This is a genomic window from Trueperaceae bacterium, assembly GCA_023954415.1.
Classification (GTDB): Bacteria; Deinococcota; Deinococci; order Deinococcales; family Trueperaceae; genus JAAYYF01.
On sequence record JAMLIB010000010.1, the window covers coordinates 96,262 to 119,322 of the forward strand.

Annotated in this window: 18 protein-coding genes; 9 read left to right on the forward strand and 9 right to left on the reverse strand. The window is 71.7% G+C overall.

All coding sequences use genetic code 11. From position 1 onward, the window contains the following. Positions 1-86: 86 nt before the first annotated feature. On the reverse strand, positions 87-710 hold the full coding sequence (locus tag M9914_12335) for a biotin transporter BioY (GenBank protein ID MCO5174965.1): 624 nt from the start codon (positions 708-710) through the stop codon (positions 87-89). A gap of 117 nt (positions 711-827) precedes the next feature. On the opposite strand from M9914_12335, the gene M9914_12340 reads away from it, so the two are divergent. From M9914_12340 to M9914_12350, 3 genes are all read left to right on the forward strand, one after another. Beyond that, positions 828-1,325: an acyl-CoA thioesterase gene (locus tag M9914_12340; GenBank protein ID MCO5174966.1), complete on the forward strand. Its 498-nt coding sequence runs from the start codon at positions 828-830 to the stop codon at positions 1,323-1,325. Between the two features lie 176 nt (positions 1,326-1,501). Next, positions 1,502-3,571 carry a transketolase gene (tkt, locus tag M9914_12345; protein ID MCO5174967.1) on the forward strand — a complete coding sequence of 690 codons (2,070 nt, stop codon included), beginning with the start codon at positions 1,502-1,504 and terminating at the stop codon, positions 3,569-3,571. Between the two features lie 116 nt (positions 3,572-3,687). After that, the gene (locus M9914_12350; GenBank protein ID MCO5174968.1) at positions 3,688-5,463 is read left to right on the forward strand and encodes a DUF3352 domain-containing protein; all 1,776 of its coding nucleotides are present in this window, start codon (positions 3,688-3,690) and stop codon (positions 5,461-5,463) included. A gap of 59 nt (positions 5,464-5,522) precedes the next feature. Here the strand turns inward: M9914_12350 and coaE are convergent, their stop codons facing one another. Further along, entirely contained in the window at positions 5,523-6,209 is a 687-nt protein-coding gene (gene coaE, locus M9914_12355; GenBank protein ID MCO5174969.1) for a dephospho-CoA kinase, read from the reverse strand. Positions 6,210-6,219: 10 nt separating this feature from the next. Between coaE and M9914_12360 the strand changes: the two genes are divergently transcribed. Continuing rightward, positions 6,220-7,674, forward strand: coding sequence for an HD domain-containing protein (locus M9914_12360; GenBank protein MCO5174970.1), 1,455 nt, complete (start codon positions 6,220-6,222; stop codon positions 7,672-7,674). A 136-nt stretch (positions 7,675-7,810) separates the two neighbouring features. On the opposite strand, the gene M9914_12365 is transcribed toward M9914_12360, so the two are convergent. Together M9914_12365 and galE are read right to left on the reverse strand one after the other, a co-directional pair. Next, positions 7,811-8,410, reverse strand: a complete 600-nt coding sequence (locus M9914_12365) for a hypothetical protein (GenBank protein ID MCO5174971.1) — start codon at positions 8,408-8,410, stop codon at positions 7,811-7,813. Between the two features lie 150 nt (positions 8,411-8,560). Then, positions 8,561-9,541, reverse strand: a complete 981-nt coding sequence (gene galE / locus M9914_12370; protein MCO5174972.1) for a UDP-glucose 4-epimerase GalE — start codon at positions 9,539-9,541, stop codon at positions 8,561-8,563. A 102-nt stretch (positions 9,542-9,643) separates the two neighbouring features. On the opposite strand from galE, the gene M9914_12375 reads away from it, so the two are divergent. Both M9914_12375 and M9914_12380 read left to right on the forward strand, forming a co-directional pair. Beyond that, positions 9,644-10,591 (forward strand): branched-chain amino acid transaminase, encoded by a 948-nt coding sequence (locus M9914_12375; protein MCO5174973.1) that lies wholly within the window; start codon positions 9,644-9,646, stop codon positions 10,589-10,591. 120 nt (positions 10,592-10,711) lie between these two features. Further along, positions 10,712-11,566, forward strand: a complete 855-nt coding sequence (locus tag M9914_12380; protein ID MCO5174974.1) for a DMT family transporter — start codon at positions 10,712-10,714, stop codon at positions 11,564-11,566. 159 nt (positions 11,567-11,725) lie between these two features. Here the strand turns inward: M9914_12380 and M9914_12385 are convergent, their stop codons facing one another. Then, positions 11,726-11,911: a hypothetical protein gene (locus M9914_12385; protein ID MCO5174975.1), complete on the reverse strand. Its 186-nt coding sequence runs from the start codon at positions 11,909-11,911 to the stop codon at positions 11,726-11,728. Positions 11,912-12,191: 280 nt separating this feature from the next. Between M9914_12385 and M9914_12390 the strand changes: the two genes are divergently transcribed. Further along, on the forward strand, positions 12,192-14,933 hold the full coding sequence (locus M9914_12390) for a G8 domain-containing protein (protein ID MCO5174976.1): 2,742 nt from the start codon (positions 12,192-12,194) through the stop codon (positions 14,931-14,933). 6 nt (positions 14,934-14,939) lie between these two features. Here M9914_12390 and M9914_12395 read toward each other — a convergent pair whose 3' ends face one another. The 3 genes from M9914_12395 to M9914_12405 are packed head-to-tail and all read right to left on the reverse strand — an operon-like array spanning position 14,940 to position 18,468. Further along, positions 14,940-15,359 carry a hypothetical protein gene (locus tag M9914_12395; GenBank protein ID MCO5174977.1) on the reverse strand — a complete coding sequence of 140 codons (420 nt, stop codon included), beginning with the start codon at positions 15,357-15,359 and terminating at the stop codon, positions 14,940-14,942. Then, on the reverse strand, positions 15,359-16,807 hold the full coding sequence (proS, locus tag M9914_12400) for a proline--tRNA ligase (GenBank protein MCO5174978.1): 1,449 nt from the start codon (positions 16,805-16,807) through the stop codon (positions 15,359-15,361). Before proS ends, M9914_12395 begins: the two co-directional genes overlap by 1 nt. 44 nt (positions 16,808-16,851) lie before the next feature. Continuing rightward, entirely contained in the window at positions 16,852-18,468 is a 1,617-nt protein-coding gene (locus tag M9914_12405; GenBank protein MCO5174979.1) for a hypothetical protein, read from the reverse strand. Positions 18,469-18,609: 141 nt separating this feature from the next. Here M9914_12405 and M9914_12410 point away from each other — a divergent pair, with 141 nt between their 5' ends. After that, positions 18,610-19,314 carry a DsbA family oxidoreductase gene (locus tag M9914_12410; GenBank protein ID MCO5174980.1) on the forward strand — a complete coding sequence of 235 codons (705 nt, stop codon included), beginning with the start codon at positions 18,610-18,612 and terminating at the stop codon, positions 19,312-19,314. Positions 19,315-19,666: 352 nt separating this feature from the next. Then, positions 19,667-21,820 carry a methionine--tRNA ligase gene (metG, locus tag M9914_12415; protein MCO5174981.1) on the forward strand — a complete coding sequence of 718 codons (2,154 nt, stop codon included), beginning with the start codon at positions 19,667-19,669 and terminating at the stop codon, positions 21,818-21,820. Here the strand turns inward: metG and M9914_12420 are convergent. Continuing rightward, positions 21,777-23,042, reverse strand: a complete 1,266-nt coding sequence (locus M9914_12420) for a Fic family protein (protein MCO5174982.1) — start codon at positions 23,040-23,042, stop codon at positions 21,777-21,779. The genes metG and M9914_12420 overlap by 44 nt on opposite strands. Positions 23,043-23,061: the final 19 nt, after the last annotated feature.

Here is a 23,061-nt window from a genome sequence, read left to right on the forward strand (position 1 = left end):
GGCGGCTCGGCGATCCGGCGCAGGGCTACGGCTCGGGCGATCCGGCGCAGGGCTCGGCGGTGGCCGGGTGCGCCCGCCAGGGAAGCTCAGCGCCTCCCGACGAACCGCCATGCGGCCGGCAGGGAGACCGCGGCGACGAGGAGCTTGAGGAGGTCGCCGAGCAGGAACGGGAAGAGGCCGACCTGGAGGGTGCGCAGCCACGCGCCGCCGAGGACGACGTGCAACCAGGCGAGGCCGCAAGCGTAGATCACGCAGCTGGCGACCAGCATGGCGAGGGCCGCGGAGCCGAGCGTGCGGTCCCACCCGCGTTCGGCCAGGTAGCCGAGGAGCGCGGCCGCGACCACGAAGCCGAGCAGGTAGCCTCCCGTGGGCCCCAAGGCGTACGCCAGGCCGGCCTGACCGCCGGTGAAGATGGGCAGGCCGGCGGCGCCGAGCAGCAGGTACGCCCCGGTAGCCAGGGTGCCGAGGCGGACGCCGTACGCGGCACCGAGCAGGAGGACACCGAGCGTCTGTCCCGTGACGGGCACGGGACCGATCTGCAGGCGCAGCTGTGCGAGCAGCGCGAGGAACGCTACGCCGGCGACGACGAGCGCGACCTGCCTGAGACTGCTCGCCGTGAGCGACGCGCGGGGCGTAGCTGGCGCCGCCTTCAGAGGGAGCGCCGGCACCAGCTTGTCGATCAACGGGGACGTGAGTTGGCTGCTCGTCATGGGTGGCCTCCGGTGGCCTCGCTTCGGGCCGGCCCTGCTCGGGCCGCTACCTCGCACGGGCGACGGCCTCGCCCGAGGCCGCGAATGCGGCAGCATAACAGCGCCTATACTCGGCTGATGACGAACGGCACGGCACGCGAGTCGCAATGGGTGGTCTCGGTCCAGACGGCCTTCCCGAACATGGCCAACCCGCTCGGCACGCTCTTCGGTGGTCACGTCATGCAGTTGATGGACGTCGGGGCGAGCATCGCGGCGCAACGCTTCTGCCGCCAGGCCGTCGTCACCGCCTCGACGGAGCCCATCGACTTCCGCAACCCCATCCACGTCGGCGAGATCATCGAGCTCAAGTGCCGGGTCGCGTGGACCGGCCGCACGAGCATGATCGTGCGCTGCGAGGTGCACGGCGAGAACCCACTGACGGGCGAGCGGCGGCTCTGCACCATCGGTCACCTCAACTTCGTCGCCATCGGCCCCGACGGCCGCCCCACGCCGGTGCCCGCCCTGAGCGTGAGCACGGAGATGGAGCGCCACCACTGGGAGACGGGCGCGCGCGTGCGCGAGGACAGCGAGCGGCGGCGCGACCGGAAGGTGGACGAGCCGACGTCCGGGAGCTGAGCCGCCCGCTCGTTGCCACGTCTGCCCGGTCCGCTCCGACGCTCCCGACCCTCGGCAGGCGGTCGCGCCCACGCCCCGACGCCTCGGCGAAAGGGTCGCGCCGCCCTGGTATCTTTGAGTGCCCGCGCGCGCCGCTAAGGTAGCGACCGTGCCGCCAAGCTCGAAGGGACGACCCCATGCCTGACGCCGACTTCCTCGCCGACCCCGCGCTCGTGCAGCGCTCCGTGAACACCGTGCGCGCACTGACCATCGACGCCACCCAGGCCGCCGGCGACGGCCACCCCGGCATGCCGCTCGGCGCCGCCGCGATGGGGTACACGCTCTTCGCCCACACCATGCGTTACGACCCGCGGGACCCGACGTGGTCGAACCGCGACCGCTACGTGCAGTCGGCCGGACACGGCTCCATGCTCCTCTACTCGCTCCTGCACCTGACCGGCTTCGAGCTGCCGATGGAGGAGCTGAAACGCTACCGCCAGTGGGGGTCGCTCACGCCGGGGCACCCGGAGCACGGCCACACGGTCGGCGTCGAGACGACGACGGGACCGCTCGGGCAGGGCATCAGCACGGCCGTCGGCATGGCGCTCGCCGAGGCCCACCTTGCAGCCCGCTACAACCGGCCGGGCTTCGACGTCGTCGACCACCACACGTACGTGATCGCCTCCGACGGCGACCTCATGGAGGGCGTCGCCGCCGAGGCGTCGTCCTTCGCCGGCCACCACGGCCTCGGCAAGCTCATCGTCCTGTACGACGACAACGGCATCTCGATCGACGGTCCGACGAGCATCACCTTCACCGAGGACGTGCCGGCCCGCTACCGGGCGTACGGCTGGCACGTCCAGACGGTCGCCGACGGCAACGACGTGCTCGCGCTCAGGCGCGCGCTCGCCGCCGCGCGCAACGAGACGACCAGGCCGAGCCTGATCGCCGTGCGCACCGTGATCGGCTACGGGTCGCCGAAGCTGGCCGGCACCTCGAAGGTCCACGGCTCCGTGCTCGGCGCCGAGGAGGCGGAGGCGACGAAGGCGAACCTCGGCATCGACTGGCCGGCCTTCACCGTGCCGGACGACGTCTCGCGCCACATGCGCTCGGCGGTGGCCCGCGGAGCGGAGGCACGCGGAGCCTGGCAGGCGCTCTTCGAGCGCTACCGAGCCGCCAACCCCGAGCTGGCGGCCGAGTTCGAGCGCGTGACGAGCGGCGAGCTGCCCGAGGGCTTCGACGCCGACCTCCCCAGCTACCCCGTCGGCAAGAGCGTGGCGACCCGCAAGGCGTCCTTGGACGCCATCAACGCGCTCGCCAGGCACCTGCCCGAGCTCGTCGGCGGCTCGGCCGACCTGGCGGGCTCCAACTACACGGACATCGCGGGCGAGACCGCCATGCGGGCGGGCGATTACGCGGGTCGCATCATCCACTTCGGCATCCGCGAGCACGCCATGGCCGCCATCGCCAACGGCCTCAGCCTGCACGGCGGCCTGCGCCCCTTCGTCTCGACGTTCCTGATCTTCTCCGACTACCTGCGACCCTCTTTGCGCCTCTCGGCGCTCATGGGCCAGGGGGTGGTCTACGACTTCACCCACGACAGCATCGGCTTGGGCGGCGACGGGCCCACTCACCAGCCGATCGGTGAGCTGGCGGCCCTCAGGGCCGTCCCGAACCTCGACGTGATCAGGCCGGCAGACGCGAACGAGACCGCCCAGGCCTGGGCGAACGCTGTGCGCGACTCGGACAGGCCGACGGCCCTCGCCTTCACGCGCCAGAACGTTCCCAACCTCGCCGTACCGGCCGGCGCCGTGGCGCGTGGCGCCTACGTGCTGGCCGAGGCGGGCGCGAGCGGCGGTCTGGCGGAGGGCGGCGCGGGCGCGACGCTCGCGCCGGACCCGAGCGTAGTGCCCGACCTGATCCTCATCGGCACGGGCTCCGAGGTGCAGCTCTGCCTCGCCGCCCGCGACGTGCTCGAAGCCGAGGGCGTGCGGACGCGCGTCGTCAGCCTGCCGAGCTTCGAGGTCTTCGCCCGGCAGGACGCGGACTACCGGGCAGCGGTCCTGCCGTCCGGCACGCGCGCCCGCGTGGCCGTCGAGGCCGGCGCTACCTTCGGTTGGGAGCGCTACACTGGCGACCTCGGCGAGGTGGTCGGGGTCGACCGGTTCGGCGCCTCGGCGCCCGGCGACATCGTGATGCGCGAGTACGGCTTCACGACCGAGACCGTCGTGGCGGCGGCGCGCAGGACGCTGGTGCGCTCCCGGTAACAGCGAGGGGCGCCTCTAGGCGCCGACCCCCTAGTACTAGGCAGGGAAGTAGGCACCCGTACACGCGCCGCGGCCCCGCTACCGTAACCTTGAGCCGTGCATCACGCAGGAGGACTATGAACCGCAACCGTTCGTCACTACTGAACCGCCCCAGGGCGCAGGTGCGCCCGTCATGGGCCCTGGCCCGCTTCGCGGCGGTGATCCTGGTCGTCAGCGCGCTGGCCGGGGTGGCCGCGCAGTCGCTCGCGTCGCTCCTCCCCTCTGAGACCATCGCTGCCGTCGGGGTGAGCGGGCTGGCCGACCACAAGGCGAAGCTGCAGCCGTTCGTGGACGAGTGGGAGCGACTCGGCCTCACCCAGATGCTAGAGGAGACGGCGGACGAGGAGGGCGAGGACATGGACGCCCTATCCGACACCCTCTCCGGCGTGGACTTCTTCGACCTGCTCGGCGACGAGGTCTGGCTCTCCGTCTCGGCGTCCAACTTCAACCCGCTCCCGGCCGTCACCGTGGTCGCGCGCGTCTCCGAGGCGGGGGCCCAGGTCCTCGCTGGGCTGTTGGCGGACGGCGCGCAGGACGAGGCGGCCCAGACCTTCAACGAAGGCGGCATCTCGTTCACCGTCTTCGACTCCGAGGACGAGGACTTCCCGGTCGCCGCCGCCCTCTCCGGCGACTTCGCCGCCCTCTCCACCAACCCGGATACCCTCCGCGGCGTCCTGCGCCGCTACCAGGGCGCCGCCGAGCCGAACTTCACGGACTCCGTGGCGTACGCCTCCGGCCTCGCCCCGCTCGGAGCGTTCACGGTCGCTTTCACCCTCGACTACCCGCGTGTCGCCGACGTGCTCGCTCCGTTCGCGCAAGGCATGGGCTTCGACCAGAGCGTTGCGCGCGTCGCGCAGGCGTTCCGCACGGCCGGCACCTTCGCCGGCACGGCGCTCCTGACCGACGGCGGCATCGAGTCGCGCTCCCAGCAGGTCCTCGGCGACCGCTCCCTCGACCCGAGCCTCTACGACCTCCTGAGCGCCAACGCGGCCTACCCCGCCGCCGTCCTGCGCTTCGTCCCCACTGGGGCCATCGCCGTCCAGGCCGGCAACGCCGACATCGCGGGCTGGTGGGCCTACCTGAACGAGCTCGCCATGGGCTTGCAGGAACTCGGCATCGGCAGCATCGACGGCTTCCTCGCCGATAACGTCGGCATCGACATGCAGTCCATGCTCTTCAGCTGGATGGGCAAGGGCGGGGGCGCCATCAGCCTGACCGCCCCCGCCGCCACCGCGCCCGGCATGACGCCGGAGAGCCTGCTCGGCGACAACGTCTACCTCATAGAGGCCAAGGACGAGGCCGCTGCCACCCAGGGCGTGGCCCAGTTCTTCATGATGGCGGGCGCCATGGCGTCGTCGTTCGTCGACCCGATGGGCGAAGGCGCGCCCGTGGCGCCCGCCACCCGCCAGTCGGCCGGGGTCACCGTCACGACGTACGAGTTCGGCGACGGCCTCACCTTCGAGACCGCCGTCGCGGGCGGCTACCTCCTGATCGGCACCAAGGCCGGCGGCCTCGACCCCGTCCTCGCCGCCAACGCCTCCGGCGGGCCGGGCATGACCTCCGGCCTGCTGGCCGCGCTGCAGCAGCCGGTTCCCGCGAACGCCAGGAGCATGAGCCTCTCCGACATGCGCCCGACCATCACCTCGGTGGCTGACGCGGTCGTGTCCGAGCTCGGCATGGCGGCCGGGTTGACCGGCGCCGCGGACCTCGACTTCGACGCAGTGGAGGCCTCCAGCCAGGCCGTCGCCGAGTACGTACGCTTCATCGCGGAGAAGGTGGGCGGGGCGTACAACTACCAGACGGTCGACGGCGGCACGGTCAGTGGCTACGGCCTGACGCAGGTCACCTGGTGACCCACTAGCGGCGCCTCGGCGCCGCGCCCGGAACCCCTCCGGTAGCGGGTGGCGCGCCTCTAGGGCGAGCGAGCGAGAAGCTCCTCCCAGAGGCGCGCCACCCGCTCTTTCAGGTCGGCCTCCGAGCCGGAGTTGTCCACGACGTAGTCCGCCCGCGCCACCTTCTCGGCGAGCGGGAGCTGGGCGGCGTCGCGCGCCAGCACCTCGTCCTCCCCCATGCCGGAGCGCGCGGCGAGCCGCGCGACGCGCGACGCCAGGGGCGCGGTTACGACCACGACGGCGTCGACGTCCCGGTCAAGACCCACTTCGTAGAGCAGCGGCACGTCGTGGACGACGACGCGCGGCGTGGGCTCCCTCGCCGCCGACTCGGCCTCGAGCTCGGTCCGTCTGGCCGCCACCCATGGGTGGACGAGGCCGTTGAGGACGGCGCGGGCCCGCTCGTCGCCGAAGACGCGCGCGGCCGTGGCGGCGCGGTCGAGCCGCCCGTCCCTGACCAGGTCCTCGCCGAGCTCGGCCGCTACCCTCGCCAGCACCGCGGGGTCCTCGGTAGCCTGCCTGGCGAGGGCGTCGGCGTCGATGACTACGGCACCGTGCCGGGCGAGGAGCCGCGCCACGCTCGACTTACCCGTCCCGATGTTGCCGGTGAGACCGACCCGTAGTGGACGCCCGCGCCCGCCCGCCCCGCGCGGGTCTACAGTGGACTCCGAGGAAGGGGTCGTGGTGGCGGGTCCCGTGCGACTAGACACGCGCCAGTTTATGCCGTGGCCGACCGGCGCCTCCCAGCCGGGCGCGGCGGACGGCGCGGCCGTCGGCCGCGCTGGTGGAGGCAGGCGCGCGGGCGGTCCCGCGCTCACCGACGCGGCCTACCTGGTAGGCGGCGCCGTCAGGGACGCCCTCCTCGGCAAGGAACCCACAGATCTAGACTGGTTGGTGCATGACCCGGCGCACAGCGCGAGGAGCTTCGCGGCGCTCTCGGGCGGCGCGGTCTTCGAGCTCGACGCCGAGCGCCGGCACTGGCGCGTGGTCGGACCCGGGGGGAAGGTCCACGATTTCGTGCCACTGAGGGACGGGGCCGGTTCGGTGGAGGCCGACCTGCGTCTGCGCGACCTGACCGTGAACGCCATGGCCTTGACCAGCAGGGGCGCGCTCATCGACCCGACGGGCGGCGAGCGCGACCTGCGCCGCAAGCTCGTGCGCATGACGTCGGTGGCGTGCCTGCGCGCCGACCCGATCAGACCGCTGCGGGTCGTGCGGTTCGCAGCCACCCTGGCGTTCGACGTCGAGGGAGAGACGCGCGCCGCCGTCATGGCGCGCTTCGAGGAGCAGTCGCGCGGGGCGGCGCCGCTGCCCGCTTGGGAGAGGGTCGGGGCCGAGCTCTCCGCCATGCTCGGCTCACCGCACGCGGCGCGCGGCTTCGCCCTCCTCAAGTCGCTCGGCGGCCTCGCCGTCTACCTCCCCGAGCTGGAGGCGGGCCGCGGCGTACAGCAAGGCGGGTTCCACCACCTCGACGTGCTCGACCACCAGCTCGAGGCGCTGAACCAGCTGCTGCACGGCTTCCCCGACGCCGGGCCGGCCCTGCGCTTCGCCGCCCTCCTGCACGACCTCGGCAAGCCGGCCAGCGCCTCGACCGCCCCGGGCGACGCGGGGGCGTTCGACGGCGCCGAGGCGCATGCCGGCGACGGGACAAGCGCAGGCGCGCCCGTAGGCGCGCCGACGTTCTACGGCCACGACAAGCTCGGGGCGGAGATGACCACCGACCTCCTCAGGCGGCTCCGGCTCCCGAGCGAGCTCGTCGTGACGGCGGCTTCGCTCGTGCGCTACCACATGCTGCCCCTGCCCCACGGCGAACGTGCCGTCAGGCGCTTCATCCACCGACGGCGCGAGCTCCTGCCCGACCTGCTCAAGCTCATGCTCGCGGACCGCGAGGCGGCGCGCGGGCGCCTGGCGACGGAGGAGGCGCGCGCTCGCTACCGGTTGGCCGTCTCGGCCGTCCTGGCGGCGCTGGACGCCACGCCCGAGCCCCGAGCCCTGCTGACCGGCGACGACGTCATGGCACTCCTGCGCCTCGCGCCGGGCCCGCGGGTCGGCGAGGCGCTCGCGGTACTGGGCGAAGCCCAGGCCCTAGGGGACGTCCTCGGCCGCGAGGACGCCGAGCTGGCGCTGCTCCGCTACGCGGCGGCGCAAGGGTGGACGCGGGAGCGCGGGTCGTGAGGACGGCCCGCGCGTAGGCTCGGGAACCTGGGCATCTTAGGGGCGAGACGCGACCGCGGGGGCCATCCGCACGTAGCCGGGCGCGGGAGCCCGGCGGCCCTTGCGCGCGCGTCGGGGCCGGGCGGCCCCGACGCGGTCACTGCAGGACGACGTCCAGGACGATGTCCTCGACCGACGGGACGATGGAGTAGCTCGCCTTGTCGCCGGGGAAGCGGACCGTGAAGACGTTCCAGCCCTGGCGCAACGGGAGTTCGACCCCGCCGCCAGTGAGGGTGGCCGCCTGATCGACGTAGAGGAGCGTGAAGAAGCCGACGGGCGCCTCGAGGCTCGCGACCCCGATGTAGAAGCGGTCGACGACGCGGTCGAACACGTCGTTGCCGTTCTGATCGACGTACATGTTGAAGCGGGCCACCGCGACGTTGACGCCTTCCGGGCTCACCCTGTACTCGTTCTGCAGGCCGGGCAAGATGACGCTGCCCGAGCGGAACGGCTTGAGCTGATCGGCGGGCACCGGCCCAGGGGTCACGCGGAACGTGCCGCCGACGGGGGCGACGGTGGCGACCTCGAGGCCCCACACGTTGTCGCTGTCGACGACGTGGATGGCCACGCGAGTGTTGTCTGCGAGCGGCTCGTCGCTCTTGACTATGCCGCTCATCACCGCGCCCGTCTGCGCCGCGGCCGCGGCCAGCGTGGCGACGGCAAGGCAGGCTAGGGCGGTGCGGAGTAGTCGTCTCATGACAGTCTCCAAATCGGAGGCAGTGGGCTAACTGGGCGACTCAAGTTCGCCTCCATATCGCAACAGGTCATATCACATCTTCGGCGAAGGCCGGTGCCGGGCGGATGAGCGCGCTCGGGGGTCCGTTCACCGCGCCCTCATCACGCCTTCTCAGGACGCGTAGCCGTCGGGATGGGCGGAGTGCCAGGCCCACGCGCTCGCCACCAGGCTCGCCAGGTCGTCGAAGCGCGGATTCCAGCCGAGCTCCGAGCGGGCGAGGGAGCTGTCGGCGACGAGCCGCGGTGGATCGCCGGCCCGCCGCGGAGCTGTGGCGGCCGGGATGACGTGGCCCGTGACCGCGCGGCAGACGTCTATCACCTCGCGCACCGAGTAGCCGCTGCCGCTGCCCAGGTTGTAGGCGCGGGCCTCGCCGGGCCGCATGGACTCGAGGGCGAGGGCATGGGCGTCGGCGAGGTCGGCGACATGGACGTAGTCCCGCACGGCCGTGCCGTCGGGCGTCGCGTAGTCGTCTCCGAAGACCTGGATCCGGTCGCGCTTCCCGGCGGCGACCTGCAGCACGAGCGGGACGAGGTGGCTCTCGGGGCGGTGGTCCTCGCCGAGCACGGGCGTGGCGCCGGCCGCGTTGAAGTACCTGAGCGCCACCGACGCCAGCCCCGTCGTGCTCGCCAGCCACCCCAAGGCCCGTTCGATCATGAGCTTGGACTCGCCGTAGACGCTCTCCGGGCGCAGCTCCGCCGTCTCCGGGATGGGGACGCTCGCAGGCGTGCCGTACACGGCGGCCGTCGAGGAGAGGACGAAGCGACCGACCCCGTGCGCGGCGGCGACGTCGAGGAGCGCGAACGTCGAGGCCGTGTTGGCGAGGAAGTACTTCGTCGGCTTGCTCATGCTCTCGCCGACGAGAGACTTGGCCGCGAAGTGGACGACGGCCTCCACGCCGTGTTTGGCGAGCGCGTAGCCGACCATGTCGGCGTCGGCGACGCTGCCGTGGACGAACGGGACGCCTTCCGGCACGGCGCCACGGTGGCCGGTCGAGAGGTCGTCGAGTACGACGACGGTGTGGCCTCGCTCGAGCAGGGTGGCGACGGTGACCGATCCGATGTAGCCCGCGCCGCCCGTGACTAGTACGTTCATGCGGCGAGTCTACCGTTACCGCCTAACGCCCAAGACCGGCTCGGGGCGGCCACCGCCCACGCGGCGGTGAGCGATACTTGGGGTCCAAGGAGGGCAACGAACATGACCACGGCCACCGGCTCTCAAGCCGCCTCCAACGGGGCGGGCCTCATCTGGTTCGACGGCGAGCTCGTACCGGAGGAGCGGGCACAAGTGAGCGTCCTCACGCACGCGCTGCACTACGGCACGAGCGTCTTCGAGGGGATACGGGCTTACGAGACGCGGCGCGGGGCCGCGGTGTTCCGGCTCCCGGAGCACGCGCGCCGCCTCCTCGACTCCGCCAAGATCCTCGGCATGCGCACCGACCTGACGGTCGAGCGGGTGGCGGCGGCGGTCGTGGAGACCCTGGAGGCGAACGCCCGCAAGCACGCCTACATCCGGCCGCTCATCTGGTACGGCTCCGACGCGCTCGGCGTGAGCCCCGAGCGCAACCGCCTGCACTTCATGGTCGCCACGTTGCCGTGGGGCACGTACCTGGGCGACGACGTGATCCGGAAGGGCGCGCGGCTCATGACGAGCTCGTGGCGGCGCTCGCCGGGCGACGTCCTGCCGACCAAGGCGAAGGCGGGCGGCAACTACGTCAACTCCGTCCTCGCCAACATCGAGGCGAAGTCGAACGGCTTCGACGAGGCGCTGCTCCTCGACAAGCAGGGGTTCGTCGCCGAGGGCTCGGGCGAGAACGTGCTGCTCGTGAGGGACGGGACGTTGCAGGCCATCTCCACGTCCGTGAACCTGCGGGGCATCACGCGCGACAGCGTCATGCGCATCGCGGAGGCGACCGGGCTGAGCGTCGATACCGTCATGGCGACGCGCGACGAGCTCTACACCGCGGACGAGGTCTTCCTCGTCGGCACGGCCGCCGAGGTGACGCCGGTGGCGAGCATCGACAGGCGCCCCATCGGGATCGGGGCGGCCGGTCCCGTCGCCCTCGACCTCCGCGAGCGCTACCTGCGCGTGGCGCGCGGCGAGGTCGCTGAGTTCGAGCACTGGTTGACGTACGTCGACGGTTGACGGCCTACCCGCCGGGCGATCCCGCCGCGACCCCGCTCGAGGACTGCGGCGCGTGAGCCAGGAGCCGGCGGCGACGGTTCCGGTTGACGCGACGGCTCCGGCCCGGCGCGGCGGCCACGCATGACGACCCTGGCGCTGGCCCTAGTCTTCGCCTCGGCCTTCCTGCACGCGACCTGGAACCTGCTGTCGAAGCGGGCGCGCGGCGGGGCGGAGTTCGTGTGGCTGTTCGCGAGCCTGACCGTGCTCGTCTACGCGCCGTTCGTGGCCGCTTACGCGCTCGTCTTCAAGCCCGCGCTCACCTGGACGCATGTGCTGCTGGCCGCCGTCTCGTCCGTGCTGCACATCCTCTACTTCGTGTTCCTGCAACGCGGCTACCGGCTCGGCGACCTCTCGCTCGTCTACCCGACGGCGCGGGGCAGCGGGCCGGCGCTGGCGACGGCGCTCGCGATCCTCGTGCTGGGCGAGCGCCCCGGTCTCCAGGCGCTGCTGGGCACGCTGCTCGTCGTCGCGAGCGTGTTCGTCCTGGCCGGGGGCAAGGCCGGCGGTCGGCGGTCGCGCCCGGCCGTGGGCTACGGCCTGCTCACGGGCCTCTTCATAGGCGTCTACACGGTCTTCGACGGCTACGCGGTCCGGCACGCGGGCGTGACGCCGCTCGTCTTCACCTACCTTGGCGAGGTGGGGCGGGCGCTCCTGCTCCTGCCGTTCGCGTTCAGGCGCCCCGCCGTCGTCCGGCGGTTGTGGCGGGAGCACAAGCGCGAGGCCATCGGCATCGCGACCTTGAGCCCGCTGGCTTACATCCTCGTGCTCACGGCCATGCAGTTCACGCCCGTCAGCCTCGTCGCCCCGGCGCGCGAGGTGAGCATCCTCATCGCCACGTTCTTCGGGCTGCGGCTGCTGGCGGAGGGGAACGTCAGGCGGCGCGCGCTCGGCGCCGTCGGCATGGTGGCCGGGGTCGCGCTCCTCGCACTGGCGTGAACCCGCGCACCGGCCTTCAGGTAGGGGCGGAGGGCGCGTGCGGAAGGCGCCCGGCGCGGCGCGGAAGACGGCCCTCACGGAGCCGAGGTCCCTCGCAAGAGTTCGGGCGGCGCCCCGCTTGGGGGCGCCGCCCGTCGTCGAAGTCAGCCGGCCGAGAGCTCAGCGGCTGCGACGGCTGCTGCTGCGCCAGGCGCGCGTCACCGCGGTGACCGTCGTGGGCTGGTTGGCCCAGTAGTGGTCGTTGCGCGGGGCGCGCTCGCCGTCGAAGTAGCCGGCGCGGCGCAGGGCGGAGCCGGTGACGGGGCGGAGGATGGAACGGTGGACGTGCTCGATACTGGAGAACATGGTCTCCTCCTTCGTGGGTGTCAGGCGCGGTGACCGTCGGCCGGGCAGCGCGCTGCTCTACGAACCCGTGATTGGGGTCGGATCAGGATGGGTTTGTCGGTGGTAGCGCGGGCGTGGCCCGCGTTCACGTCTCCCAGGGCCCGTTGACTGAGAGGGCGGAACCCTGGACGCCTCGGAGCCTGACCCGAAGCGGCAAGCATGCTACCAGATTCACAAGTTCCTTGTGAAGCCCCGGATTACTTCACACCAGAAGACCCACCCGACCCTCTAACCTTGGCCGATGACCCGCCTGTCCCCCGTCAGGTCCGTCACCCTCCTCTTCTGCGTGGTCGCGCTCTCCGCCTGCGGCGGTGTCGGCCCACGTTCTCCGTCAGGCTGCACCGGCACGGCCTGCTGCATGGCGAGCCACCACGCCGTGGCCGCCTCGAGCGGGCTGGGCACCCACACGCTCGCCCAGCTCGTCGCCACCGGCGGCGCGCCCGCCGCGTCGGCCGGCGCGCCGCTCCCCAGCCCTACTCCCACGCGCGCCTGGTCGGACAGCGCCGGCTGGCCGGGCGGCGTACTGCCGGCCGAGGGCGACGACGTCGTCGTCCACGAGGGCGAGGTCGTGCTCCTGGACGTATCGCCGCCGCCGCTCGGTGGCCTCACCATCGAGGGCGCGCTCGTGTTCGCGCGCCAGGACCTCGAGCTCGCGGCCGACCACGTCATGGTGCACGGGTCGCTCCACATCGGCTCGCAGACGGAGCCGTTCCTCCAGCGCGCCGTCGTGACGCTCACGGGCTCGCGGCGCCCCGACGACGGCTGCCTCGGCGGCAGTTACCTGGCCGTCATAGGCGGCAGCCTGGAGCTGTACGGGGACCCGACCGGCAGCAGTTGGACCAGGCTGGCAGCCACGGCGGCGGCGGGTGCCACGAGCATCGCCGTGGACGACGCCGCCGGCTGGCAACCGGGCGACAGGCTGGCCATCGCCTCGACGGACTTCTACACCGACCAGAGCGAGGGCGGCACGCGCAAGGACGGCCAGGTCGAGGAGCGGCTCGTGACCGCGGTGGACGGGAACCGGCTCCAACTGGACTCGCCGCTGACCTACGAGCACTACGGTGAGGCCCAGGAGTTCGCGGCGGCGGCCGGGCTCCCGACGACGGTCCTGGAGTCGCGGGCGGAGGTCGTGCGCCTCACGCGCAACGTCACGGTGCAGGGCCGGGCGGAGACGGCCGACCCGGCAGACCCCGACTACAAGTACGGCGGTCACATCATGGCGATGGGCGCGAGCAGCGTGCACCTCGACTCGGTAGAGCTGACGCGCATGGGCCAGGCCGGGGTCCTGCTGCGCTACCCCGTCCACTGGCACCTGATGGGCGACGCCGGCGCGGGCAGCTTCGTCCGGAACTCGAGCCTGCACGACCTGTACAACCGCTGCGTGACCATCCACGGCACCAACGGGGTGCTGCTGGACAGGAACGCCGCGTACAACACGTTCGGTCACTGCTACTTCCTCGAGGACGGCGCCGAGAGCGGCAACGTGCTGCGGGGCAACCTCGCCTTGCAGGTGCGCGAGCCGGTCGGGCAGGACGCCCTCCTCCCCTCCGACACGGGCTACCTCGGACCCGCCGCGTTCTGGGTGACGAACCCGGCCAACGACCTGATCGGCAACGTCGCCGCGTCCTCTGACGGCTCCGGCTTCTGGTACGCGCTGCCCGAGCACCCGACGGGCCCGTCGTTCCGCGTCTTCGACGGCGCCAACACGTGGCCGCGGCGCACGCCGCTCGGCGTGTTCGAGGGCAACCTCGCGCACTCGAACATGCAGGACGGCCTGCACGTCGACCGGGGACCGCGGGCGAGCGACCTGGCGCCGGAGACGACCTACTACGACCCGCGCGTCGACCCAGCCGATCGCGACTCCGCCCCCGTCCAGGCCGTGTTCTCCGGCTACGTCGCCTACAAGCACCGGAGCACGGCCGCCTGGTTCCGCGGCGCGAACGCCGTGCTGCGGGGCGCGCTGCTGGCCGACAACGCCATCGGCGTCACGTTCGCTTCCCGCGCCTCCGGGCTCGAGGACAGCGTGGTGATCGGCGAGACGGCCAACCGCGGCTCGCCGCGGGGTTGGGAGCCGAAGGGCGCCGACGGCCGCACGCTGCCGCGGCACTGGCAGCCCGACTTCGCGATCCGCGGCTTCGAGTTCTACGACGGGCCCGTGCTCGTGAGGAACACGTACTTCGGGGCCTTCGAGCCGAACGCCGTGCGTGGGGCGGGCGCGATCAGCGCCCTCGACTACACGTCGTTCTCCATGAGCCCGGCGTCCTACGCAGAGGGGCTCAGGTTCGACCCGGCCACGAACCGCGTGCGCTTCGAGACGCGCGACATGAGCGGGTACGACCCGACGAAGACGGACTCGGGCGAGGACGGCTACCGCAGCGCCGTGTTCAAGGACGTTGACGGTAGCGTGACGGGCGCGGCGGGCCGTTACGTGACCGTCACCAACCCCGTGCTGGCCGCGCCGTCGTGCGCCTACCGCGAGGACTGGAACGCCAACGTCTGCGACGGCCGCTACGCCGGCCTCACGTTCAGCGACGACGGCCCCGTGGCCCAAGGGTTCACCCCGCTCACGCTCACGCGGGCGGGCGAAGCGGCGGGGCACGTCATCTACGGCAGCCCGAACGGCGGGCCGTCGGTGCCGAACGACCACTACCGGAGCGTGGTGCGGCTCGGCTACGAGTACCGCTACGAGCACACGCGCGGCACCCCTGCCAACTTCAGCGTCGACCTCGGCGACGTGGCTAAGGGCGACCGGCTGGTCGTGAGCATGCCTTACGTCGGCACGGACACCCCTTACGTCTACCGCGACTGGTGGATCGACGGGCGCAACCTCATGCCGGCCTACTGGAGCCTGGCGACGCTACGCGACGGGGCGGACAGCGGCTACTTCCTCGACCCTGGCGCCGGCCGCCTCTACCTGCTCCTCGTGCAGCAGGGCGACAGGGATTACGCGCGGCTCACCGTGTGCCAGAAGGCGGGCTGCTAGGCGCGCTCACTCGGGGTCCTGCTCGAGGAGCCTCGACCCTTCCTCGTCGGCGTCGACCTGCTGGAGGCGGCGCCGCAGGTGCCCGCGGCGCTCGGGGCTGCGCAGGGCCTGGTCGTCGATCGGTTCCATGAACACGAGCAGGAGCTCGAAGCTCTCGCGCGAGAACGTGCTGCGCAGCACGTGCAGGTCGAACTCCAGCTCGTCCTCGAGCTGGCCGGGCAGCGCCAGGACGGCGTCGCGGTCGCCCTTCAGGAGGACCATGGCCACGTCCGTGGCGCGCCGCCCCTCGCCGAAGCTCACCTTCACGCCGCTACGCAACGCCCGTTGCAAGATGACGGCCTGCGCCTTGACGATGCGCCCGTAGAGGTCGTCGTCCACGGCCTTCCGGGGCGCGGCGCGCGCGCCGTCTGGCGCGCCCTCCGGCATCAGTACGCCTTGGCGAAGATGACCTTGCGCGCGTAGCCGCTCGGGCGGCCGGTGTGCACGCAGACGGTGCCTTCGGCGCTCGGACCTTCGAGCGGTATGCAGCGGACGGTCGCCTTCGTCTCCTCCTGGATGACCTTCTCGCTCTCGGGGTCGCCGCAGTGCGTGGCGTAGACGAAGCCGAGCTCGACCAGCTCCTTGAGCTCGTCGTAGGTCTCGGCGTGGTAGATGCGTTGCGCCCTGAAGGCGGTCGCCCGCTCGAACAGGGCGGCGTGGAACGCCTCGAGCTCGGCGGGGACGCGCGCGGCCAGCTCGCCGAGGGGCACGGCGCGCTTCTCGCCCGACAGCCGGTCGGCGAGGGTGCCAACGCCCTGCTCCAGGTCCTTCGGACCGATCTCGACGCGCAGGGGCACCCCCTTGAGCTCCCATTCGACGAACTTGCGGCCGGGCGACAGGCCCTCGCGGTCGTCGACCTTGACGCGCACGCCGTTGGCGACGAGTTCGGCGCGCATTGTGGCCACGGCGGCCATGACGCGACCCTTGGCCTCCTCGTCGTTGGCGCGGTAGATGGGGAGGACGACGACCTGGACGGGGGCGAGCTTGGGCGGCATGATCAGGCCCTTGTCGTCGCCGTGGCCCATGATGAGCGCGCCGATGAAGCGCGTGCTGAAACCCCACGACGTCGTGTGGGCGTACGCCTGCTGGTTGTCGACGTCGTTGAACGAGATGTTGAAGGCCCGCGCGAAGTTCTCGCCCATGTAGTGGCTGGTGCCGGACTGCAGCGCCTTGCCGTCGCGCATCATGGCCTCGATCGTCAAGGTCTGGAGCGCGCCGGCGAAGCGCTCGCCGTCGGTCTTCTCCCCCTTGATGACGGGCAGCGCGCCGAACTCCTCCGCGAACGCCGCGTACACCTCGAGCATGCGGCGCGTCTCATCGAGCGCCTCCTGGGCGTTCGCGTGCGCCGTGTGCCCCTCCTGCCAGAGGAACTCCGTGGTGCGCAGGAACGGCCGCGTGCGCAGCTCCCAGCGCATGACGTTGCACCACTGGTTGTAGAGGAGCGGCAGGTCGCGGTAGCTCTGGACCCACTTGCTGTAGAGCTCGCCGATGATCGTCTCGGACGTGGGGCGGATGGCTAGGGGCTCCTCCAACTCCTTGCCGCCCGCGTGCGTGACGACGGCGAGCTCGGGCGCGAACCCCTCGACGTGGTCGGCCTCGCGCTGGAAGAAGCTCATCGGGATGAGCATGGGGAAGTAGAGGTTCTCGTGGCCCGTGGCCTTGAACATGGCGTCGAGCTCGCGCTGGATGTTCTCCCACAGCGCGTAGCCGTAGGGCTTGATGACGAAGGCGCCGCGCACCGGACCCAAGTCGACGAGGTCCGCGCGGTAGACGACGTCGTTGTACCAGCCGCTGAAGTCGTCGGCTTGTGGAGGGAGACCTTGGGGTTTCGCCATGACGGCACAGCTTACCAGGGGGCGTGCCGCCGCCGCGGCACGGCTCAGGTCACCAGCACGGTGAGACCGGCCGCCTTGGCACGCTCGATGACCTGCTCCAGCACGCCGCCCATCAGCTCCTCGAGCCACCGCGCATGCGTGTGGCTCCCGATGAGCACGATCCTCGACTCGTACTCCTGGGCGACGGCGAGGACGGTCTCGGCGACCGGGCCCCGGCGGCTGAGGCTCGTGGCGGCGACGCCCAGGCGCCCCAAGTACCCGGTCGCCCGCGCGAGTACCTCCTCGCTCTGCCTGCCGCCGCCCACGTGCAGGACCACCGGCTCGAGGTCGTAACTGAGCGCGAGGTAGGCGAGGGCGAACAGGGCCTCCTCGGCCTTCTCACCCCCATCGAACGCGAGGAGCGGCCGGCCGCCGGGCCGCAGCGGCGGCGCGCCGTTCGCGCCCGCGAGCAGGAGCGGCCGCGGCGTGCGCCGCAGCAGGGGGCGCAGGTTAGGTTCGAGGGCCGAGGCGGCTGCCAGCACGACGAGGTCGACGTACCTCGCCCGCTCACGGACCTCGTGCGCGAGGTCGCCGCGCGCCACCGCCAGCTGGCCGCTCACCCCTGCGGCAGAGCAGGCTGCGAGGAACTCGCTCTCGACGCTCGCGGCCGCCCCGGTCGCGAGGCCGTACACGCGCGCGCCCTCGAGCGCGGCGAAGCGCAGGGCGGACCGCAGCGCGTCGGCGTCGCCCTGGCCACCCGTCAGGACGAGCAGCAGGCCCTGCACCAGCCCCCTCTCCCCTGTCAGCTCGCCCGTGCGCTCGTCCACCGTGCCGGGCCGCGTGCGCGCGAGGCCCTCGGCGAGCTGTGGGCCTTCGAGGTCCCACCCGAAGCGCTCCATGAGCTCGCCGCGGTGCTCCGAGAGGTAGAGGTAGAGGTCGGTCTCGGTGCGCCCCGCGAAGTCGTGCAGGAGGCCGTGCTCGCGGATCTCCTCCACCACGGGCAGGTACACGGTGTCGTAGAAGTGCTCCACGGCCTCCAACCACGGCACCGGCCGGTCCTCGTCGATGCCCATGTAGTACCGGTGCACCCGGATGTGCTCGAGGAGCTTCGGGTACTGGCCGGGCACGGTCACCGTCAGGTCCGCGTCCGGTCGCAGCTCGTCCAAGTGCGTCGCGTCGAGGAAGTCGGCGAGCTCGCTTGCGCGGATGAGGTCGTCCATGTCCATGTCGGGCGTGAACGGCACGCGCGACACGACGGGGGTCACCCACGCGTTGATATGGCTCGCGCCGAGCTGCCGCGCCACCGAGACCCGGTGGTTGCCGTCCTTGACGAAGTAGGCCTCGCCGATGCGGTAGACGTCTATGGGCGGCACGCCCTCCATGCCGAGCATGGCGAGCTTGACGCCCACCCAGCGTGAGCGGTCGGAGTCCGTCAGGGGCAGGAACGAGCGGTTGAAGTCGTGGTAACGGCCGACGCTGCCGACGATGGCGTCCAGGGGGATGTCCTGGAGCGTGCTCATGCTCGCCTCCACGCCCTTGAGCCGCTTGCGCACCTCGTCGTACCTGAGGAGCCGGTCGCTCTGCCCCGAGAGGAGCGCCATGACGCCGGCCAGATCGGCCCGCCGCCTGGCGTTCCTGAAGTCGGCGATGGCTCCGTTGGCGGCAGTGACACGCTCGTCCACGTCGGCATTCTGGCATGCGGTCCTGGTAGCGCCGTGAGCGGCGCCGTCGGGCGTGTCCGCGCGGCCCGCCGCGTGCAGCCTCGTCGACCCGGTAGCGCCGCGAGCCACCCTCGCCGCTCGCCCCGGTTACCCTTCTCAACCATGAAGGTAGAGATCTGGTCCGACATCGCCTGCCCCTGGTGCTACATCGGCAAGACGCGCTTCGAGAAGGCGCTCGCCGCCTACGAGCATGCCGGCGAGGTCGAGGTCGTCTGGCGCTCGTTCGAGCTGCAGCCGGACGCGCCGCGTAAGGCGGCAGGCGGCACGGCGGAGCACCTGATGGCGAAGTACGGCCGCTCGCGCGCCCAGGTGCTCGAGATGATGGAACGCGTCAGCGAGGTAGCCGCTTCCGAGGGGCTCGAGTTCCACCTCGACAAGGGGGTCGCCGCCAACACGTTCGACGCCCACCGGCTCGTGCACTACGGCACGAGCGTCGGCCGGGGCGAGGCCGTCATGCGGCGCCTCATGCGCGCCTACCAGAGCGAGGGCGAGGACCTCTCGGATCACGCGGCGCTCGCTCGGTTGGCCGTCGAGGCCGGCCTCGAGGAGAGCGGCGTGCGCGAGGTCCTCGCGAGCGACGCGTTCTCCGACGCCGTGCGGGCCGACGAGCGCCGCGCCCGCACGCTCGGCGTCGACGGCGTGCCGTTCTTCGTGTTCGACGAGGCGCACGGCGTGTCCGGCGCCCAGCCGACCGAGTTCTTCCTCTCGGCGCTGCGGCAGCTCGGGCCCCAGGTCAAGCCGCTCACCATGCACGGCGCGGAGGGGCCCGTGTGCGACGAGGACGGCTGCGAGCTGCCGCGAGCCTGACGCGCGCGTCGAACGGCCGGGTCTGGCGCCCCGCCGGCCCCACCTTCCGGCCCTCCGGCCCGTCTTCTGCCGGCCCGCCAGCGCCATCTTCTGGCCTGCCCGCCCGAACCGGTCTGTCCCGACCGTCCGAGCCGGTGCTATACTCCCCGGCAGCATGGCGTCGCGAATGCTGAACACCCGCCCTGTAAGCGACTGACCCAAGCAGGTCGGTATGCCCAGGGCGCCGTGGACCGCATCCGGCGCCCTTCTTGTTCCTGCTCGACGCTCACCGGCGCCCCTCACCGCCGGCCCGGGCTTCGAGGCAGCGGCCAAGCCAGCCGCCCAGGCGAGCGCGGCACGGAGGACACGCGAGATGCAGGACACCGTTGTCGACCTAAGCGCGCAGAGCGTGGAGAGCCCCTCGCAGGCACCGGAACCGGCCCCGGCTGAGGTCCAGGCGCCGCGCGGTCGCGGCACGTACTACGCCACGACGCCCATCTTCTACGTGAACGCGGCGCCGCACATCGGCCACGCGTACACCACCATCCTCGTCGACGTCGTGACGCGCTACCACCGCCTCAAGGGCGACGACACGTTCTTCCTGACCGGCACGGACGAGCACGGCGAGAAGATCCAGAAGGCCGCGGAGGCCGCCGGCGAGTCGCCGCAGGCCTACACGGACCAGGTGAGCGGAGAGTTCCGCGCCACGTGGGACCGACTAGGGATCCGTTACGACGACTTCATCAGGACCACCGAACCGCGCCACAAGAAGGTCGTGCAAGAGGTCCTGCAGCGCGTGTACGACAACGGCGACATCGTCTTCGGCGAGTACGCCGGCCTGTACTGCGTCAAGTGCGAGCGCTACTACACGGACAAGGAGCTCGTCGACGGCAAGTGCCCGCAGCACGAGATCGAGCCCGAGTACCGCACGGAGGCGAACTACTTCTTCCGCATGGAGAAGTACCGCCTGTGGCTCCGCGACCTCCTCACCGACCAGCCCGACCTGATCCGACCCGAGCGCTACCGCAACGAGGTCCTCGCCATGCTGCGCGAGCCCGTCGGCGACCTCTCCATCAGCCGCCCCCGCAGCCGCGTGCCGTGGGGCATCCCGCTGCCGTGGGACGAGGAGCACGTCACCTACGTGTGGTTCGACGCGCTCATCAACTACTACTCGGCCCTGGAGAGCCGCGGCACGACCGCGCGCTTCTGGCCGCACGTGGAGCACTTCATCGCGAAGGACATCGTCAAGCCGCACGGGCTCTTCTGGCCCATCATGCTGAAGGCGGCCGGCATCCCGGTCTTCAAGCACCTGAACGTGCACGGCTACTGGCTCATCGACGACCGCAAGATCAGCAAGTCGCTCGGCAACGCCGTCAAGCCCCTCGACCTCCTGGAGAAGTACGGCAACGACGCCTTCCGCTACTTCCTGCTCCGCGACATGGCGTTCGGGCTCGACTCGAGCTTCACGGAGCCGGCCATCGCCGAGCGCATCAACGCCGACCTCGCGAACGACCTTGGCAACCTCCTCAACCGCACTCTAGGCATGCTGGGCCGTTACCGCGCGGGGCGGGTGCCTAGGGCGGGGCGGCCGGAGCCCATCGACCAGGAGCTCATCGACGCGTTCCTCACCCTCCCCGCCCTCTTCGCTCAGCAGTTCGAGGCCCTGCAGTTCGACCGGGCCATCGAGAGCGTCATGGAGGCCGTGCGCAAGGCAAACAAGTACATCGCCGACACGAAGCCGTGGGAGCTGGCACGTAGCGAGGACACGGCCGCGCGGCTGGACACCGTGCTCAACACCCTCGTGGAGGCCCTGCGCTGCGCAAGCATCCTGCTGGAGCCGATCATCCCCGAGAAGGCGCACGAGCTGCGCAAGCAACTGGGCATCGGCAACGCCCCGTACGACCTCGGCTCGGCCGGCGAGTGGGGCCTCATAGCCCCGGGCACGCTCACGCAGCCGGGCGACCCGCTCTTCCCACGCATCGACCTCGAGGAGCTCGCGCGCTCCATCGCCGCGCCGGAGGCAGCTGCGGCGGCGGCCCCTGGCGCCCCAGCCTCCGGCGCTGCGGCGGGTCCCGGCGCGTCCGGTTCGTATGCGCCGGTCGCTTTGGCTGGTTCGGTCACGGCTGGTTCGGCCACGGCTGGTTCGGCCACGGCTGGTTCGGCCACGGCAGCGGTCGCAGTCGCGGCGCTCGAGCACAAGGCGGAGGTCGAGTACACGGACTTCGCCAAGCTGGAACTCCGCGTGGTGACGGTCGAGAAGGCCGAGCAGCACCCTAACGCCGACAAGCTCCTCGTCCTGACGGTCAGCATGGGACCGGAGACCCGCACCATCGTGAGCGGCATAAAGGCGCACTACGACCCGGCCGACCTGGTGGGCAAGAAGCTCGTCGCCGTGGCCAACCTGAAGCCGGTGAAGCTCCGGGGCATCGTGAGCCAGGGGATGATCCTCTCCGGCGAGGGACCCGACGGCACGCTGGGGCTCATCACGTTGGAACGCGACCTGCCGGACGGCAGCGAGGTGCGGTAGGTCGACTCCGAAAACCCCCGTGATCGCCCTCGACCTGACTCACGGCGCGGACGCGCAAGGCAAGAGCCTCCGGCGCGCACCAGAGCTTGTCCCGCCGCGCGCTCGGGTCGACAGTCCGGACGATACCCAGCCCAGCCAGCTGAGCGCAGGCCGCGTACACGGCCTCCTTCGAGACCCCGAGCGCCGTGGCGGCCTGCAAGGCGCCGAAGACCGGCACCTCGACCATGTACGGCAGCAGGCCCCGTGCCGCGCTACCCAGCCTCGTCCCGCCGAGCCGCCGGTCCCAGTCCTCGACGAGGTCCTCCACCTCCCCGCGCACCCGCCTGCCCAAGGCAACGGCCAGCGCCGCGCTTGCGGCATAGAGTTCCAGCAGCGGCCTGGCATCGCCTCGCCTGTAGGCTCGAAGTGCTAGCTGGAACTCGCGCCGCCGCCGCCGCAACACCGCCGAGAACGGCACGGCCGCACCGCAGGTCAAGCCCTTGGCACGCAGCGCGGTTTGCACCAGAGCCCTCGCCGTGCGCCCGGTGCCAACGGTGAACGGCCGGATCGTAAGTAGCTGCGCATGACCGACTGCCGCCTGGGCCAGCGTCTGGAGGTCGTCCCGCGCCATGAACGAGGCCAGGTCGCGCATGGCCGCCTCGACGCGCTCCGGGCGCGGCGGCACGAACTCGGCCAAACGCGCTTTCACGTGGCTAACGCCCGCGAGGTGCAGGGTGTGCGCCCGCGGCGGCGGCGGTTCCAGCACCAGCCCACTCCGCCACCTCGACCCGAGCACGCCCACGCCGGAGACGCACTCGTGCAGCCGTTCCGCCACCTGCGCTGCCGGGAGCTCTGCGGTCGCCGCAGCCAGGGCCAGTCCGGTGGCGCGCACGGAGGCCGCGACCCTAGCCGCCAGCCTCCAGCGCCCGCGGCCGGTCTCGGCCAGGCACACCCGCTCGGGCGAATCGTAGAGGCGCGCGATCCGCGCGCTCGAAACCCCTTCGACCCACGTCAGCAGGCCCGCGGCCGGCGCGCCCGTGAGCGCCGCCTCCGTGTCGAACCGCACGATCTCGTTGGCGGCGCGCTCGAGCCGCGCGGCGGTGGCGCCAAGCCTGCCAAGGTCGACCTCGGCTATGCGCGCGGGAATGGCGGCCTGCGGGTCGCCCAGGTCGTACGTGACCGGAGGCCAGAGGATGCCAGGGGTCTTTCCAACACCCTTGGGCCTCAACTTAGGTTGTCGCATAACTTCAGTTGACCGACCT